Here is a 16,228-nt window from a genome sequence, read left to right as displayed (position 1 = left end):
AGCTACGCTTCCTCCATTTCAGTTTTATAGTAAGGAGCAAGGATTTGCTTAATTCGTGTAGGTTTGACGCGTTGATGGACGTCGTCATTGATCATGATGGCCGGCGCTAACCCGCAGGCGCCGAAGCAACGTGCCACCTCCAATGAGAAAACCTTATCTTCAGTCGTTTCGCCAACGTCAATATGGAGCTCCTTTTTAAGGGAATCCAAAACCTGTTTTCCACCTCGAACATAGCATGCTGTTCCTAGGCAGACTCTTATAACGTTATTTCCGCGTGGTTGCGTTGAAAAGTAGGAATAAAATCCTACGACACCAGCCACCTCGCTATAGGGCTTGTTCATTTTAGTTGCAATGTGATGCAGCGCCTCTTCTGGGAGAAAGCCAAACAGCCCTTGTGCGATTTGGAGAACAGGAATAAGGCCGCCCTCTTTGAATTTGTACTCTTCGAGAATCTCATCCAGCTTATCAAATAGTGTTTCATTGTTTTCATTCGTTCCACAGGAACAAGTTACAGACATATTTGCATCAGGCATTTTAATCTCCACTGCTAGGGTTCTCACGCTGTATATACGGAAAGTCCACATTCCAAAATACTTAAAAAAACGGAAAGATCAACGGAACTCCTTTTATATCGATATATTTATACGAAATATAGTTTACAGACTAATCACTAGCATTATTTATCCTGCCATACTTGGTAATAGGTAGCTAATATGATCAACTTTATCGTCATTTATCTCGGCATCGAAAATATACTTGAGCATTATATGCTAAATTTCAGGATAAATTTGTAATCCACTATATGGTAAGAATAAACCCTCGCTTAAATTATTAATTAGAGCCAAAAGGATGCCCCGCTAAAACCTAGTCATGAGTTCGATTTAAATGAGGGATTCGATAAATAAATCCATGAACTCAAAGTTGAGACATGGATCTAATGGTAGGGATGAAAAATCTATTAATATACGGGGAAATGAAATGACGATCTAAGACATCGTCAAGGCACTATTTCCGTTGTATATGGCGTTTAAGCCACATAGCAAGAATGGAAACGTCGGAAGGATTTACACCCGATATGCGGGCAGCTTGGCCCAGGTTTTCTGGTTTTATTTTCTTCAGTTTTTCACGGGCTTCAAAACGCATGCTATTAATCACATCGTAATCAAAATCGAGTGGTATTAACTGACTTTCTTGCTTTTTCGATGATTCAATACGCTCTTTTTCCCGCTTAATGTATCCAGCATATTTAACTTCAATTTCAACCTGCTTAATTACTTCTTCATCTAAGGAAGATGATTCCTGCGGCAAAGTTTTATATGAAGATTCCGGGCGACGGAGAAGTTGGCCGAGAGAGTTTCCTTCGTGAAATACTTTTTCGAGGCGTGAGATTTCCTTTTCGATCTCTTTCCATTGCCGAGAAATAAGGCCTATTTCATTGGAGTCGATAATACCGAGCTGTTTTGTTTTTTCCAGCAAACGGAAATAGGTATTGTCCTGACGAAGTGTAAGGCGATGTTCTGATCGCGAGGTAAACATGCGGTATGGCTCATCCGTACCTTTGGTAACTAGATCATCGATTAAAACGCCAATATAGCTTTCGTTACGGCTTAAAGTTAGGGGGTCTTGGCCTGAAACCTTTAGCGCAGCGTTGGCACCGGCAATAAATCCTTGTCCGGCGGCTTCCTCATAGCCAGTTGTCCCGTTTAATTGGCCTGCAAAATAGAGGTTTTCTACTCGTTTTGTTTCCAGAGTATGGAATAGCTGCGTTGGATCGGAATAGTCATACTCAATGGCATAGCCTGGTCGGAGGATTTCAGCGTTTTCAAGCCCGTGAATTGAACGGACCATTTGCTCCTGAATGTCCTCGGGAAGGCTGTTGGATGTTCCGTTGGGGTAGAGGCGGATGTTGTTTCGCCCCTCAGGTTCAATAAAGACGTGATGCGAGTTGCGGTCGGAAAACTTAACAATTTTATCCTCGATTGAGGGGCAGTAGCGCACGCCTGTGCCTTCAACCATTCCGCCATACATTGCGCTTTTGCTGAGGTTGTCCGCTATTATTTGGTGAGTATTTTCATTCGTGTGAGTGAGCCAGCATGGAATCTGATCTGCGCCCGGCATCCATGGGTGAAGAGCGTTATGTTCCACGTGGAACAAGCGCTTCATCTCTTCTGGGTCTGGGTTTCCATGTTCCACGTGGAACATTTTCCATTCTTTGCGGGCCATTCGCGAGAAAAAGGGAGGTGGATCATCCCCTGGCTGATTCTCCATTTTGGAATAATCCACCGAATCTCTGTGAATACGGGGCGGGGTGCCTGTTTTAAGCCGTCCTAGGTCGAATCCAAATTGGTCAAATGATGCGGAAAGACCTTCAGCAGATTCTTCTCCCATGCGTCCTTCCTTGATGCTTTTCATGCCGATAAGCACTCGGCCACGAAGAAAGGTTCCTGTGCATATTACAACGGATTCGGCATTAATATCTCCGCTGGAGCGACAGGTGACTCCGCATATTTTTCCATTCTTTGTCCGGATGGCCGTTACAATATCATCCAGCATTTCCAGATTGTCCTGCATGGCGAGAACTGCTTGGATTCGTTGGGGGAATAAGTCCTTGTCGCACTGAATCCGGTTTGATTGCACTGCTGGTCCCTTTCGGGTATTTAGCATGCGGTATTGGATTCCGGTGTAGTCAGAGTTGCGTCCGAGTTCTCCTCCAAGAGCGTCCAGTTCAGAAACAAGGTGTGATTTTGCAATTCCTCCAACAGCAGGGTTACATGGTAGTCTACCTATAAGTCCCTTTTTTAGAGTTATTAATAGAGTATCAACTCCCATTCTCGCAGAGGCTAACGCGGCTTCGTATCCAGCATGGCCTCCTCCAACTACAACCACTTTGTATAAAGACTTGTACATAAATAAATCCAATCTTTCAGCGTAATAAAATAGAAGCAGATAGTTGCACCCTCTTAACTAGGGGTCAACAAGCAGTTGCACACAATAAGGGAAGGGGGGTGGTTATTCTTCCAAGTCGCCCTTTATGGCCTCCGCTGTATCCATTGCGCGTTTGCATTTGCGAATCTGCTCGTTGTAGTCTTCAACTGATTCTTTAGTGATATCAGTTCCATAACGGGCGGCTAAAGCAGCCATATGATTGATGGAGCGGTAGGCCTTCTCATACTCACTGCTGACGTAGTAGGCCTCAGAAAGCGTGCTCCATACGTGGTGGTCGTTCGGGGCAAGTACGATAGCCTGCCTAGCCAGAGAAATGGCCTTTTGGCCATCACGGAAACTCGGATCCTCTGCTGTCGCATAGAGCCATGCCAGGTTGTTCAGTAGTTTGAAATCTTCAGGGTAATCTTCAATCAGGGCAGAAAGCTGTTCCTCGGCTTTCTTATACTGTTTTCCGCTGATGTAAACATGGCCGATGATGAATCGCGTTTGCTGGTGCATGGGATCGATCTCTAAGATGCGCTCATAGGCACTGATCGCCGACTCAAAATCGTCTTCATTGAAATACGCCGTTGCGACATCCAGAAGAAACTGAATACGTTCTTCGGTGGTTTGAGTTTCGATTGAAAGTCCTGACAAGGCCGCATTTGAAGTGCTTCCAGTTTCCTGTGAAAAAACGCAGGAGGAGGCGAGTAGAAGGCTTGCAATGACTAAAAGATGGGATTTCATGGTATAAATTTCCTCTGCTAATTTTCAACATCAACGTGTACAACCGTAGGAACTGTTTTAACAAGCTGAACATCTTGGGGAAGATCCAAAACAACGGGCAAATCGTAGCCGGTGTTTTCCGCAAGGTCGGAACAGCTTACAAAAGCAAAGACATCGCTTGATCGCATTTGTTCAATCCGCTGCTGCTGCCCTTTTACGGTGACTGATATAGTTTGCGGGTGAATATTGAAGTGCCTTTGTTCTCCAGATGCGCACATTATTTTAACTTCTACGTTTTCAAAAGATTGCACAGAGCTGCGCTCTTCCAGGATAAATTCAACCGATACCCAGTCGGGATCCACCTGCATTCTGCCCGCCTGGGGCAGGGCAACAGGAATGCTTTCCTTGAATGTTGCTTGGCGGTCTTTCAGTTCAATCGTTTCCGTATGAATGCTTTCCATCCCATCCAGCACCTGCTGCGCACCGAAAACCCTAACCGATGCAGGTGTGCAGACAATCCGGTCCACCTCTAGTCCTTCAGGCAGGGTTCCGTTGATCGTCGCCTTGACCGGGAGGAGGCGTTCGCCTTCATGGTCGAGTTTGACCGTGACGTCGGAAGGGCTGAAACGGACCACTTTGGCGCCCGTCGGGTTCCTGAGGAATTTTTCCGAGAGCTTAACATTAATATCTTCGCCGTATGCAGGATTGGGCAAGGGGATGACAACGCGAAGCTGCTCGTTATTTAGATAACGGATGTCTTCGCGCGATCCACGAAATAGAATATTCACCCGGTGCGTGGATTTTTCCCAAACCGCAACGCCTTCGGGAACATCCACATCGACCAATATATCGGATACAGAAACCTCGAAGCCCAGATTTCTTCTAATCCCTTGCCAGGCAAAGAAAGCCAGCACGAAACAAAAAAGCATCAACCACTTTTCTTTGCGGAGGTTGCCCCAGAATTTGGAAAAAGGCTTACTCATCGTGCTCTTCTCCGTAGGGCATCAAGACCGTATCCGAGAGCGTCGCTTCTCCGGTTTGGATTTTCTGCTGGAACCGCGCGAGGCCGGTTCGTTCGCGCCTAAGCATGGATGTGAGAACCCGTCGCAAGCGTTCTTCTTCCATGCCCCGCCGCAGGCGTCCGTTGTATGCAATCGAAACGGCCCCGGTTTCTTCCGAAATCACGACGACAATCGAATCGGTTTCTTCAGTCAGTCCAATCGCGGCGCGGTGGCGGGTTCCAAGCGTCTTGCTTAGCTCTTCCTTTTGGGAGAGGGGGAAGAGGCAGCCTGCCGCGCAGATGCGGTCGCCGGAAATAATGACGCCGCCGTCGTGCAGCGGCGTATGCGGAAAGAAGATGGTGGAAAGCAGTTCGGCGCTGACCACGCTGTTGATCTTGGTGCCGGTATCCTGGATGGCGCGGGTTCCGATTTCCCGTTCAATGGCAATCAGCGCCCCGATCTTTCGGGTTGAAAGTGTTTTTACGGTTTGCATAATCGGTTCAACCAGAGACTTTTGCTTCGTTATTCCGTTGGTGCTCCAAGGTTGCCTTCCCAGTTTGGCAAGTACGCGTCTGATCTCCGGTTGGAAAATAACCACGACGGCCAGCGAGATATAAAGCATGAGTTTGGAGAGCAGCCAATTCAGCACGTCGAGATGGCTCAGGCTGGTAATGGCGTAGAGCGTGCCGGATAAGATGATCAAGCCGGTTAGGATCGCCGCGCCGCGTGTGCCTTTGAATAGCCGGAAAATAAAATAAAGCAGGGCGGCCACGATGAATATTTCTATCCATCCCAGCACGTCCGGCAGTTCAAAGGCTTCTTTCCATTGCATCAGGGCTCTCCGCAAACGAATGTATCCAACATGCGGCAAACATCGCAAGTTTCGATTACATCGTGCACCCGCAAAATATGCGCGCCTTGAAGCACCGCCCATGCGGCTGCGCCCAGGCTGCCGGACAGTCGTTCGGCGGGATTGTCGCGCCCAAGCAACTGTCCGATGAAGCTTTTTCGCGAGGCGCCAACGAGCAGCGGGCGGCCGCATTCCGCCAAATCGGGCAGCCTGCGCATCACGTCCAGATTGTGTTCAAGTGTTTTGCCGAAGCCGATGCCGGGGTCTACCACCAAGTGTTCGCGCCCGACGCCGTGGGATGCCGCAAAGTCCATGCGTTGCTGCAAATAGCTCCGAACATCCTGAACCACGTTTGCATAAGCGGGATCATCCTGCATCGTTTGCGGTGTGCCCTTCATATGCATTAAAACCGCTCCTGCAGCAGTCTGTGCGGCTACTTCAACCATTTTGGGATCGGTCTCGAACGCCGAGATGTCATTAATGATGTTTGCTCCGGCTTCCAATGCCTGAAAGGCCGTTTCAGCCTTCATCGTATCGATTGAAATCGGAACAGAGGAGTGCTCGCGGATCTTTTCTATGACGGGAAGCGTGCGTTTAATCTCTTCTAAAGCCGGAACAGGCGTTGCGCCGGGCCGGGTTGATTCGCCGCCAATATCAATGATGTCTGCGCCTTGGGCCTCCATGTCCAGCGCACGGTCCACGGCGGCATTGATATCGTAAAAATCGCCGCCATCGGAAAACGAGTCGGGCGTCGCATTTAGAATGCCCATCACCAGCGTTCGGTCGCCCAACTTCAGAGTGAGGTTGCGACACTTCCAATTGTAGGTTCTGCGGTTCGTCATAAGTTGTTCATAGCACGATTTGCAGGCCATCCCAAGGAACGGTTGCCGCTTCGCCAAGCTTCTGCTGCAGGCTGTGGTGCTCGGAGTTGTGGGTGAGGTGGGTGATGAACGAACGCTTGGCGCCGATCCGTTCCAACTGCTCGATGCATTCGCCGGTGGAAAAGTGGGTGGGGTGCTTTTGCGGGCGGAGGCCGTCGAGGATCATCGCATTCATGTTTTCCAGCAACTCGAAAGTAGTTTCTGGAATGCCGTTGCAGTCTGGAATATAGGCAATCCGCACCCCACCGGCTTCTACGAGAAATCCGTAGACGATGTCCTTTCCGTGCGAAACGGGCAGGGGAGTGACCATCACCGCGCCGCCGATTTCAACCGGTTCGGTCTGATCCGTAAAGCGAACGCGCGGAACGCCTCCGAAGGAGTGGCTCTTCCGGTCCACATAGTCGAACTTTTTTCGCATCTGTTTGATGGTTCTGGGCGATCCATAGACCGGGATATGGCCGTTTTGAATATCGGAAAAGCGGCGGACGTCATCGAAACCATAAATATGGTCGGCATGCGGGTGCGTTAGAAAAACCGCATCAACGCGCTCGACGCCAAAGTTGAGCACTTGGTCGCGGAAATCCGGAGGTGTGTCGAAAATAAGGTGCTGGCCTTCGGCGACCACATAAAGGCTGCAGCGCCGGCGCTTGTTTTTAAGATCCGTGGAAGTGCACACGCTGCAAGAGCATCCAATCATCGGGATGCCGTGCGAGGTTCCCGTGCCGAGAAATGTAAATTTCATATCAGGCCACCACGCAATGCCGCACCAGCGCTTGGCTGCGAGGAAAAATAATGTCGAAGCGGTCGGACAGCTCGCTCTCGGTATCGATGGAAGGCTTGTGGGCCACGTTGCGGAGCAGCAGGTATTTTTCTGAATATTCCTGCAGCAGCCCAGCGAATTCGATCACCTCGCCATCCTCGATAATTTCAACAATCACTTGCTTGCAGAGATATTTTTCAAGCACCGGTTCGTAGGCGTTCGGCACGGTGCCGAGCAGCGTATTGCCAATATCCCCCGCGCGCTTGTCGGCACCGGACACCTTGCCCATAGGGGTCTTGGTCTTCATGGTGCCGATAATCATGCCGAGCGACTGCGAGATGGCATCGCGCAGCGTATTGAAGACATTCCAGATCCAGCGGCGACAGCGGCGCAATAACGAGGGATTCGCGATCTGCTGGATTTCCTTTTTCCATTTTTCGTGTTCTTTTGTGCCCGACTCCGGCGGGGGCTGGAGGATTTTCTTGATGCCGTCAATCTCCGGCGTATAGAGGACATAGCTCGCCTTCCGTACGCCCGATTCGTCTTTGGGCGGATTATCGAAAACCAGTTCCATGGTTTTGGGGTAGGCGAACAGCTGCCCCCAAAGCCACTTGCCCGACTGCATCAGAATCATCACCGGCTCGCGGTTGAAATATTTCAAGCAGCGGTCGCGCTTTCGCCTCGCGACGATCGCAGCAATGGTGGCGGCGACAAAAAGCAGGGCCATCGGCAGCCAAAAATCGAACATGGTTGAACTCCTTTTCCAAAAATCCGCAAAAAAAAACGCGGTGTCAAAACAGACACCACGCAATACAGGTAAAATCTGAAAAAGAAAAGCCCCGTTTGAATCCGCTCAAACGGGGCGCTCGCTATGCGGCGGCGTGTTCGTAGTAGTGGGCGTCACTCCAGCACTGCGGCAGCGCTTCTCCTGAAGGGAACGCGAGTTCGGTCTTCAGGAAGTTTTCCGGACGCTGAATGATCTCGCCCGTATGGGCTCTTGCCCGAACCGTGGGGGATCCGGGGTTGATCACGTCCGGCAGGTCGATCACCTCGACCAAGTCGCCTGATGGTACATGCTTTAGGAACATAACATACCTCCATTGCTTTCAAACCCTTCGACCACATTGCCTCAAAAGGGTTCAAACCGGTATTGTGCTCATTTCCTAAATATATATTGCTCAACGGATTTCATTCCATCGAGCGCCGAACTTACGATGCCTCCGGCATAGCCGGACCCCTCGCCGCACGGGAAAAGCCCTTTTACGCCAGTCGATTCGCCGTCTGTATCACGTAAAATGCGCACAGGGCTGGAACTGCGCGTTTCAGAGGCATATAGAACTGCTTCTTCCAGTGGCGTGCGGTTCAATTCCCGCAACATGTTTGGAACGGCTGATTCCAACGTGTGGAATACGAACTCCGGCAAAATATCCTGCAGGAGGGCGGGGGAGGACTGCATGCACGAGCGCTCTGTTGGTAAGTCGCCCTTTTTTCCTTCAAGAAAATCGATTAACCGAGCGGCGGGCAATCCATAATTGGAGCCTCCGGCTTCAAAGGCCGCCCGTTCCATCCTTTTCTGAAAATCAATGCCGGCGAGAGCGGGGTTTTCTGCAACTGGAAAGTCAGCTACATCAACCGGAACCAGGAACGCCGCGTTTCCGAACGGTTTGTCGCGCGCAGAAAGGCTCATTCCGTTGGAGGTTATCAGCCCTTCCGACGAAGCGCACGAAATCACCAATCCGCCCGGGCACATGCAGAAGCTGTAGCAGCGGCGCGCGTTTTTTTCTTCTTTGCGGGTCAGCCGGAAGCTCGCGCTTCCGAGCATCGGAAGTTTTCCCGCCCACTTGCCATACTGCGCCTGGTCGATCCGCTGTTGGGGAATCTCCAGCCGCACGCCAACGGCAAAAGGCTTTGCTTCGAGGGGAACGCCGTGTTTGTCGAGCATTCCATAAACATCGCGTGCGCTGTGGCCCGTGGCTAAAAAGCAGGCATTCGTTCGGATTTGATTTCCAGACGCCACAATGCCGTGCAAGGCGCCGTTTTCAATCTGCAGCCCTTCGAGCTTGGAATTAAACGCGCACGCGCCGCCCAGTTCCCAAATGCGGTTGCGGACGGCCGGAATAATATGGGTTAAATCATCGGTGCCGATATGCGGCATGGCATCGAACAGAATCTCCGGCGATGCGCCACAGGAAACCAGTGTTTCAAAAAAGCGGCGGATGCGCGCGCGGTCCTTCGAGCGTGCCGTCAGCTTGCCGTCGGAAAAAAGGCCGGCTCCGCCTTCGCCGTAGAGCACGTTGCTCTCCACATTGAGCGCTCCGTCCTTCCAAAAGGCTTCCACCTGCTTTTCTCGCTCGGGGGTTTCTGCGCCACGTTCAATCAGCAGCGGCTTGCGTCCTGCTTCGGCGAGCGTCAGCGCAGCCATCAATCCCGCGGGGCCGGCGCCAATCACCACGGGCGGGGGATCAATTGCTTCAGCGCTTGGAAACACCAGCGGCGGTTCAGGCTTCGGGGCTTTTTCAAGATGCCCCTGTTTCCACATTGGCGGCTTGCCGGAATAATCGATCTCCACCGAGAGAATATAGCGGGGTTCCTTGTCTTTTTTGCGCGCATCCAGCGACCGGCGCAGGATTTCCAGATTTTGGAGCTGCTCCTTATGGCAACGCAACACGCGGCAGACGGCCTTGAGGACGTCGCTCTTGCCATAGGTCAGCCGAACGGAAATTTGATTTATTCTAAGACGCATGGGTAAAGGATCCTTTTTCAAAACGCGGATAGTGCCTGATTAAAGCGTAAAACTGCAATTAACATTTTACACGTGTGATGACTCGGATCTAAAAATAGTTCTAATTCAGATTGACGGCCGTGAGTCTGGATTAGAACATGGTACACATGAGGTGGGTGGAGTTCCATGATCCCAATATCAGTCTTCCGGTCGTGAAAAGGCGCATCGGGCTTGAGCTGATGGAAATGCTGGACCTGACGGCAACCTTCTTGACCCAGGGCGGGTGGGGGCTGCTGAAAAAGTCGTGCTATCCAAACGAGAAGGCGTATTGGAACGCCGTCTACCGGCTTCGCAAATCCGGACTGGCCGTTACGGGGCAGGGCGGAGGGAGAATACCGGTGCTGCGGCTGACCGAAGAAGGGGAGGGAGTGCTCGCCGCCTATTTCCGGCCTGAAAAATATTGGAACCGGTCGTGGAACGGCATTTGGTATCTCTTTGTCTACGACATCCCTGAGCGGAACCGCGTCTATCGAGACGGGTTGCGCAAATATTTGAAGCGGCTGCATATGGGATGCTTGCAGCAGAGCGTGTGGATTTCGCCAAACGACATCCGGCCGGAGTTTGACGACTTGGCGAAGGCGGCGGGGGTGGACTCGTTCGCCTATCTGTTCGAGTCGCGCACGGTTCTGGGGCTTCCGAACCGCCGGGTGGTGGACGATGCCTGGAACTTTGACCGGCTGAATGAAATCCAGCAACGCTACTGCGATGTATTCGGCGAAAACCTAGACCGGCTCAGCTCCGGCGTATGCGACGCTGAAGCACTTGCTTTTTTGGTTAGGGATGAGCTCGGCGCCTACCGGTCGGCATTCGTGCTGGATCCGCTGCTTCCGCGGGTGTTGCGTCCGTCCGGCTACATGGGCGAGAAGGTGTATTCCCTTCACAACCAGATCATGCACGCCGTAGCGTCCCGTCTAGAAAACATCTAATCCAAACTCACGGCCGTGAGTTTGGATTAGAGCTTTTTCTGGGGAGCGGGCTATGCCTTAGCGGAGGCCTGGTCGTTCCCTGCCTTCTTGAGCATGAACCACTTCATCGGCAGGCCGAGCCAAGCCGTAATGAGGCCGCGGCCAACAAAGAACATGCAGATAACGCCGATGGTCAGCGAAGAGGCCACCAGCCGGCCGATGCTTCGGAAGCCAAAGCCATTGATGAAGCCGGCGGCGATGGACGAAACCAGCATGCCGCAGGTCAGCAGCAGGTTGACGGCGGTATCGTAGACAAAATGGCCGACGGTGTAGGAAGAGGTTTGCGCCGAGGCCGGGTCAACGCCCAGTATGCCGGAAATCAGATTCAATGCTCCGAGAATCATCGTGAGCAGGAGCAGGGTAATCATAACATAGCCGCTGCCGAAGAGGAACGCGGCGAATTTGGTGCGTTTCTGGATGGTGCGCGAAAGGAACAGCTTCTTGCCGTGCGCCATGAAAGCGCGCATTACGCCATAGGCCCATCGCATTTGCTGGCGGAATAGATCGCCCGGCGTGTAGGGGACTTCGCAGCGGATGCGCAGGTCGGAAACATAGGCGATGCGCTTGCCGTCGGTAATCACGCGTAGCGAGTAGTCCACGTCCTCCGTCAGCGCGCCGGCCGTCCAGCCCCCGTGCTCTTCGAGATAGCTTTTCTTTACCAGCTCGCCCGAACCGCAGAAAACGCATTGGTTCGTGGCTGCTTTCAAAAAGGGAAGAATCACGGTGTGGATAATGTTTACGATGCCGGTGCCCATCAGCGTGCTGTGGTTGTCGTGCACGTTAATGATGCGCCAAGCCGCCTGTGCGCCGGCCAGCGTTGGGTCCTTGATCACCGGAACCACCAGGCGCTTGAGGAAGTCCCGCTTCGGCAGGAAGTCGGAATCGAGGATCAAAAGATAGTCGCCCGTGGCCTTGGGCAGCATCACGTTGAGGTTGCCTGGTTTAAAGCCGGCGTTGTCGCCCCGGCGGCTGATTTCGATGCGCGGGTTGGCGACGGCAAATTCGTCGATCTGGGCCGAGAGCTCCGGTTGGTTGCTGTCGTCGCCGATCATGATCTGCAGCTTGTCGGCTGGATAGTCGAAGTCGAGGCAGCGCGCGGCGCAGTTCAAGGCCGCCAGCTCGTTGTACGTTGGAATCTGGACGGTGACGGTTGGATAGAGCGACTCGTCTTCAATGGTCTCAGGCTTGTCCCGAAGCCGCGAAAGAGCCAGTGCAAATGCGGTCACAATAAAGTAGCCGAGCGAAAGAACAAACGCCCCTGTCAGCGCAACTTCAAAACCGGTTTTAACAATTGTGTGAAACCCCATATCTATATCCCCCTGAAAAAAAAGGTTATATCCTGTTTTCTCTTTCAATAGACGGCGTTGTTTATAGGGATTTTTATCCAAAGGCAACCCCCATAAGGCTTTATTTTTCCGCTCGGATAACGTTGGAAATGGCTTCCGTGGTTTGGGCGCGCCTGTTCCTGCAGAGTCGCGGTCGACGATTGGCTCGGCGCCCGTGTCCGGAACAGGAGGGAACCGCCGAATCATTTACTGCCACGGCTTCATAAGAACAGGAATAAAAACATATTAAATACGCATTCAAATACTATTTAACATGCGGTGAATGGTTCTTGCATTTCTTGATTGAACGGGTGTATTCCTGCTTTGGGCTTTGCGCAAGTACGGAGGCGTGGCATGACAACGAACATTCGGATGGCAACATGGTTTGTTTTCCTTATTGGCGGGCTCTTTGCCTTTAATGCTGAGGGAACGACCGCCGCCTACACCTTTGACAACTATGTCGACGGCTCGATTTGCGGGCAGCAGGGGTGGAAAATAATCTTGGGCGTGCCCAGTGGCTACCGTGTGGTCGATGGGGCGGGAAAGAGCGGAAATCCCGGGGACAAGGCGCTTAGAATTGAATTCAAAGGGGCCTACAGTAAGATTTCCGCACCGGAGACGCTCAGCTGGAAGCCCGGGGAAACCAGTTCGGTCGAATTTGATTTCCGGCTCAATTTGGACGCGAAGCCGGTTCCGGAGACCCGCGAATTTCTCCTGCTGGCCATGGGCGACCCCAGGCTGGAAGAGGACTCCCGCTGGGTGGAAGCGCTCGGCACCGAACCTGATGGTGAATGGTGCTGGGGGGGCGGTGCTCCCGACTGGCAGCTTTTGCGCAATCAACCTGCTTCGACATTTGTCGCCCGGCCGGAAACGGGGAGCGCCGATTCAAAGTGGTTCCATTTGGTGTTCACAACAACCAAGGCGGATGAACAGGGCGCTTTTGAGAGCGTGCTTACGGTAACCGATTCCGCTGGCGTCGCAGTGCTGCATCGGGTTTACACGACGGAGCCGGACAACAAACCGAAACAGATAAAAGTCTGGAGCCTTGAAGAGATGACGTGTGGTTTTGTTGTGGGAAAAGAGTCTCCCCACGGAACGGTATTTATCGACAACTTGAATATTTCATCCAAGCCGAGGGCAAAAAGCTATGCCTGCAACTTCGATGATTTTCACGAAGGTTGCTTGGCCGGGCAGCAGAACTGGGCTCTTATCCGCGGAAGCTCCGTCGGCTTCAAGGTCGAGAAAGCGCCCGGCCGATCAGAAGGAAAGGCGCTTAAAATAGACTTCGAAACTGCGCACAGCACGATTTTGGCGCCGGCCGCGCTAAGCTGGGATTTGGGCGAAACCTGGTCGCTGGATTTTGATTTTAAACTGGATCTGGAAGCCGGGGGAATCAGCGAAACCATTGAGCTGTTCACTCTGCTGATGGGAGGTGGCGAACTGGCCGATGGCTGCCGCTGGGTCGAAGCTTTGGGAATCCAGCCCGACGGGAAGTGGAGCTGGATAGGGGGTGCGCCGAATTGGAAGCTCGACAAGAATCTCCCGGCATCCCTGTTTCTGGATCGCCCAGAGACCGGCCTTTCCAAATCGCCCTGGTTCCATTTCAGCTTTTCGTCGAAGAAGTCCGAGGAGAGCAATCGGTTCAAAAGCATCTTGAAAGTCATCAAACCCGATCAGAGCGGCATCATTATCGAACATGCCTACAAAACCGGCCGGGACAACACGAAAATGGCTTCCACGGTCTGGAATCTGAAGTCGATGCGGTTTGGGCTCAGTCAAGGCAAAGCCCCGCCAAGAGGAAGCATCTGGATCGATAATATTAAGGCGGCTTCCCTCGAGGCCGAGCGCGGGGCCGTGGCTGCGCCTTCCAGTCGGGCGGAAAAAAGAACCGAGGCGGGTGGATATGCAAAGATATACTGCAAAAGGCCGTTCAGCGGATTTCGGAACGACGATGATATATCCCTCGATGAATGGGGCGGGGTTTTTGCTTCAATTCCCGATAGGTTCAAAGGGTTCAAAATAAGCCAAAGCCGTACCAATACAGAGAAACCCCTTCAGTTTACGGTTAAGAGCCAAGGGACCGTTTGTCTCGTTGCCCAAAAATCGTCAGTTAGAACGCTGACCAAGGATGGGTGGAAAATTTCGGGAGAAGCTAGGATGCTCAACAGGGAGACCGGCGCAACGGTACCGCTGATGATCCTGGAAAAGCATCTGGATGCAGGTGAATATGAATATCCCAGCAAAGGAAGGATCGGCACTCAGATTCTTAAGGATTAGCTGGCATGTCCCGCAAAGATCAAATTGTTGCAGACGGGGTTCTGTCTATTCGTCACGTCGGACCGCGGTAAATCAAATTCAAGTTTACTGCAATTTACTCATTCCTCACTTTATTCATGGGATAAACTGGAGTACATTGGATTTCAGTTTACCGCAGTTTACGAATAATCGGAGGCAGAGGCATGGAACAGGATTTGGATCGTGAATCGTTGATTTGGGCCAATTACGGCTTTTTGAGCAATCCCTTCGAAACCCGGCCGTTGAGCCTTTTCAGCCAGTCCGAGCTTTCTGTGAGTAATGCGTATCTTCCACGGGAAACGACGGAGGAGCTCAATCCCAGCGAAAAACTGGACCAGTTCCTCAAATCCGAAGGCGGAGGCTGTGTGCTGGTTGAAGGGAAAATCGGGGTCGGCAAGACGTCGCTCGTAAACCACCACCGAAACGGGTGGCGCAAAACGAGTCGGCCGCTTTTTACGCCCATCAGCGAAATCTCGGCGGAGAAGGATTGGACGAAACGACAGTTCCTGATCGATATCCTAAGCTGTCTGGCCCGCACCTTCATTACCGAGCTGGATGACAAGTCGATTGAAGAAAACCAGCTGCTGATGGAGGTAATCGCAACGACGGGCACCTACTATCAAAGCAAGAGCGGAAAAACCTACGGATTTTCGATTGCCGGATCGGGGCTGCAGTTTGGGCAGGGAAAGGCCACCACCATCCATAAGGGCGAGATTTCAAATACCCAGCTGGAGGACTATATCCGCAGAGTCATTACGATGTGCCAGGCAAACGGCTACCGCGGCGTGCTCATCCATTTGGACAACGTTGAAATCCTGTTGGACAAGGATGCCGATGCCTGCCGGGAGTTTTTCGACGACATCAGAGATGTTCTCCAAATCAAAAACGCCTACTTCGTATTTGTCGCCAGAAGCGGATTCTTTCAGCAGGTCGTTTCCCCCCAGGAGCGGGTGCGGAGCATTTTCTATGGCAACCCGGTCTACGTTCGCCCTTTTACCGAAAACGAGACCATTGCCATCATAAACAAGCGCTATGAAGTGCTGGCCCACGAAGACCGGCAATTCATCAAGCCGGTGGATGACGATCTGATTAGGCGGCTCTGCAGAATTCATGACAGCCGGATTCGGAATGTGATGAACGACATCGAGATGCTGGTTTTGGAAAACATTTCGCCTAACCGGGTGGGTACGCTGAAAACAGAGCAGGCGCTCGATGCCTTGAAAAGGCTGACGGAAGAAAAGCTCAATTGCCTGACCGCCGGCCAGAAAAAGTTCATGCTCGGTCTGCCTGTCGGCACCTTTTCGAACCAGGATCTGGTGGATTCGACCGGCAAGTCCAAGCAGAATGTCAGCAACGTGCTGCGGGAGCTAAAGAAGAACAACTTCATTCGGCAGGCGGAAGGGGAAGAGGATCATGTCTACGAAATATCTCCAGAGTTTGGAATTTTGTATGAGGCTGGAAGCGCAGGGAAATAACAGGCTCTGATCCTCGTCATCAGCTTGCTGCGGATGTTGAGCGAGAGGCTGGAAGTATTTCCTCCACCGGATGCTGCTTTGGCTCGTTCTTCCCGATTTTATTAGGCGGATGCTTTATCAGGATGGCCACTGGAGGGCCTCCCTGATTCCATGCTACCGGTCCGAATCCCGTCATGTTTGTCCATTGAATATTCATCGTCCACCTCCAGTGCCTCCCCTTGCTCGTAATAAAACGTGATGCAA

At 52.1% G+C, this 16,228-nt stretch carries 14 protein-coding genes; 3 read left to right on the top strand and 11 right to left on the bottom strand.

What is annotated here, in order from left to right; translation table 11 throughout:
• Positions 1-2: 2 nt before the first annotated feature.
• From SCARR_RS20765 to SCARR_RS20720, 10 genes are all read right to left on the bottom strand, one after another.
• Positions 3-533 carry an NADH-quinone oxidoreductase subunit NuoE family protein gene (locus SCARR_RS20765; RefSeq protein ID WP_222846377.1) on the bottom strand — a complete coding sequence of 177 codons (531 nt, stop codon included), beginning with the start codon at positions 531-533 and terminating at the stop codon, positions 3-5.
• Between the two features lie 472 nt (positions 534-1,005).
• Complete coding sequence (locus tag SCARR_RS20760) at positions 1,006-2,907, bottom strand: tRNA uridine-5-carboxymethylaminomethyl modification enzyme MnmG/GidA (protein ID WP_136063561.1); 1,902 nt, start codon at positions 2,905-2,907, stop codon at positions 1,006-1,008.
• A 102-nt stretch (positions 2,908-3,009) separates the two neighbouring features.
• Complete coding sequence (locus tag SCARR_RS20755; RefSeq protein WP_136063560.1) at positions 3,010-3,672, bottom strand: tetratricopeptide repeat protein; 663 nt, start codon at positions 3,670-3,672, stop codon at positions 3,010-3,012.
• Between the two features lie 17 nt (positions 3,673-3,689).
• Positions 3,690-4,634 (bottom strand): CdaR family protein, encoded by a 945-nt coding sequence (locus tag SCARR_RS20750; RefSeq protein WP_136063559.1) that lies wholly within the window; start codon positions 4,632-4,634, stop codon positions 3,690-3,692.
• Positions 4,627-5,484, bottom strand: coding sequence for a diadenylate cyclase CdaA (cdaA, locus tag SCARR_RS20745; protein ID WP_168433494.1), 858 nt, complete (start codon positions 5,482-5,484; stop codon positions 4,627-4,629). Before cdaA ends, SCARR_RS20750 begins: the two co-directional genes overlap by 8 nt.
• Entirely contained in the window at positions 5,484-6,344 is an 861-nt protein-coding gene (gene folP, locus SCARR_RS20740) for a dihydropteroate synthase (RefSeq protein WP_136063557.1), read from the bottom strand. Before folP ends, cdaA begins: the two co-directional genes overlap by 1 nt.
• A gap of 7 nt (positions 6,345-6,351) precedes the next feature.
• Positions 6,352-7,125: an MBL fold metallo-hydrolase gene (locus SCARR_RS20735; RefSeq protein WP_136063556.1), complete on the bottom strand. Its 774-nt coding sequence runs from the start codon at positions 7,123-7,125 to the stop codon at positions 6,352-6,354.
• Between the two features lies 1 nt (position 7,126).
• Positions 7,127-7,891: a hypothetical protein gene (locus SCARR_RS20730; protein WP_136063555.1), complete on the bottom strand. Its 765-nt coding sequence runs from the start codon at positions 7,889-7,891 to the stop codon at positions 7,127-7,129.
• Positions 7,892-8,012: 121 nt separating this feature from the next.
• On the bottom strand, positions 8,013-8,231 hold the full coding sequence (locus SCARR_RS20725; protein WP_136063554.1) for an acetyltransferase: 219 nt from the start codon (positions 8,229-8,231) through the stop codon (positions 8,013-8,015).
• 68 nt (positions 8,232-8,299) lie between these two features.
• Entirely contained in the window at positions 8,300-9,886 is a 1,587-nt protein-coding gene (locus tag SCARR_RS20720; protein ID WP_136063553.1) for an NAD(P)/FAD-dependent oxidoreductase, read from the bottom strand.
• A gap of 137 nt (positions 9,887-10,023) precedes the next feature.
• Between SCARR_RS20720 and SCARR_RS20715 the strand changes: the two genes are divergently transcribed.
• The gene (locus tag SCARR_RS20715; RefSeq protein ID WP_136063552.1) at positions 10,024-10,851 is read left to right on the top strand and encodes a PaaX family transcriptional regulator C-terminal domain-containing protein; all 828 of its coding nucleotides are present in this window, start codon (positions 10,024-10,026) and stop codon (positions 10,849-10,851) included.
• A gap of 50 nt (positions 10,852-10,901) precedes the next feature.
• On the opposite strand, the gene SCARR_RS20710 is transcribed toward SCARR_RS20715, so the two are convergent.
• Positions 10,902-12,197 (bottom strand): glycosyltransferase family 2 protein, encoded by a 1,296-nt coding sequence (locus tag SCARR_RS20710; RefSeq protein WP_168433493.1) that lies wholly within the window; start codon positions 12,195-12,197, stop codon positions 10,902-10,904.
• 372 nt (positions 12,198-12,569) lie between these two features.
• On the opposite strand from SCARR_RS20710, the gene SCARR_RS20705 reads away from it, so the two are divergent.
• Together SCARR_RS20705 and SCARR_RS20700 are read left to right on the top strand one after the other, a co-directional pair.
• On the top strand, positions 12,570-14,492 hold the full coding sequence (locus tag SCARR_RS20705; RefSeq protein ID WP_136063550.1) for a hypothetical protein: 1,923 nt from the start codon (positions 12,570-12,572) through the stop codon (positions 14,490-14,492).
• 182 nt (positions 14,493-14,674) lie between these two features.
• Complete coding sequence (locus SCARR_RS20700) at positions 14,675-15,985, top strand: hypothetical protein (RefSeq protein ID WP_136063549.1); 1,311 nt, start codon at positions 14,675-14,677, stop codon at positions 15,983-15,985.
• The last annotated feature ends 243 nt before the right edge of the window (positions 15,986-16,228 follow it).

Source organism: Pontiella sulfatireligans (assembly GCF_900890705.1).
Lineage (GTDB): Bacteria > Verrucomicrobiota > Kiritimatiellia > Kiritimatiellales > Pontiellaceae > Pontiella > Pontiella sulfatireligans.
This window is presented reverse-complemented; position numbering and strand designations above follow the sequence as displayed.

Excerpts from the sequence above, each read along its gene's own strand:
- SCARR_RS20765 (WP_222846377.1), bottom strand. The coding sequence starts at position 533 with ATGCCTGATGCAAATATGTCTGTAACTTGTTCCTGTGGAACGAATGAA.
- SCARR_RS20760 (WP_136063561.1), bottom strand. The coding sequence starts at position 2,907 with ATGTACAAGTCTTTATACAAAGTGGTTGTAGTTGGAGGAGGCCATGCT.
- SCARR_RS20755 (WP_136063560.1), bottom strand. The coding sequence starts at position 3,672 with ATGAAATCCCATCTTTTAGTCATTGCAAGCCTTCTACTCGCCTCCTCC.
- SCARR_RS20750 (WP_136063559.1), bottom strand. The coding sequence starts at position 4,634 with ATGAGTAAGCCTTTTTCCAAATTCTGGGGCAACCTCCGCAAAGAAAAG.
- cdaA (WP_168433494.1), bottom strand. The coding sequence starts at position 5,484 with ATGCAATGGAAAGAAGCCTTTGAACTGCCGGACGTGCTGGGATGGATA.
- folP (WP_136063557.1), bottom strand. The coding sequence starts at position 6,344 with ATGACGAACCGCAGAACCTACAATTGGAAGTGTCGCAACCTCACTCTG.
- SCARR_RS20735 (WP_136063556.1), bottom strand. The coding sequence starts at position 7,125 with ATGAAATTTACATTTCTCGGCACGGGAACCTCGCACGGCATCCCGATG.
- SCARR_RS20730 (WP_136063555.1), bottom strand. The coding sequence starts at position 7,891 with ATGTTCGATTTTTGGCTGCCGATGGCCCTGCTTTTTGTCGCCGCCACC.
- SCARR_RS20725 (WP_136063554.1), bottom strand. The coding sequence starts at position 8,231 with ATGTTCCTAAAGCATGTACCATCAGGCGACTTGGTCGAGGTGATCGAC.
- SCARR_RS20720 (WP_136063553.1), bottom strand. The coding sequence starts at position 9,886 with ATGCGTCTTAGAATAAATCAAATTTCCGTTCGGCTGACCTATGGCAAG.
- SCARR_RS20715 (WP_136063552.1), top strand. The coding sequence starts at position 10,024 with ATGGTACACATGAGGTGGGTGGAGTTCCATGATCCCAATATCAGTCTT.
- SCARR_RS20710 (WP_168433493.1), bottom strand. The coding sequence starts at position 12,197 with ATGGGGTTTCACACAATTGTTAAAACCGGTTTTGAAGTTGCGCTGACA.
- SCARR_RS20705 (WP_136063550.1), top strand. The coding sequence starts at position 12,570 with ATGACAACGAACATTCGGATGGCAACATGGTTTGTTTTCCTTATTGGC.
- SCARR_RS20700 (WP_136063549.1), top strand. The coding sequence starts at position 14,675 with ATGGAACAGGATTTGGATCGTGAATCGTTGATTTGGGCCAATTACGGC.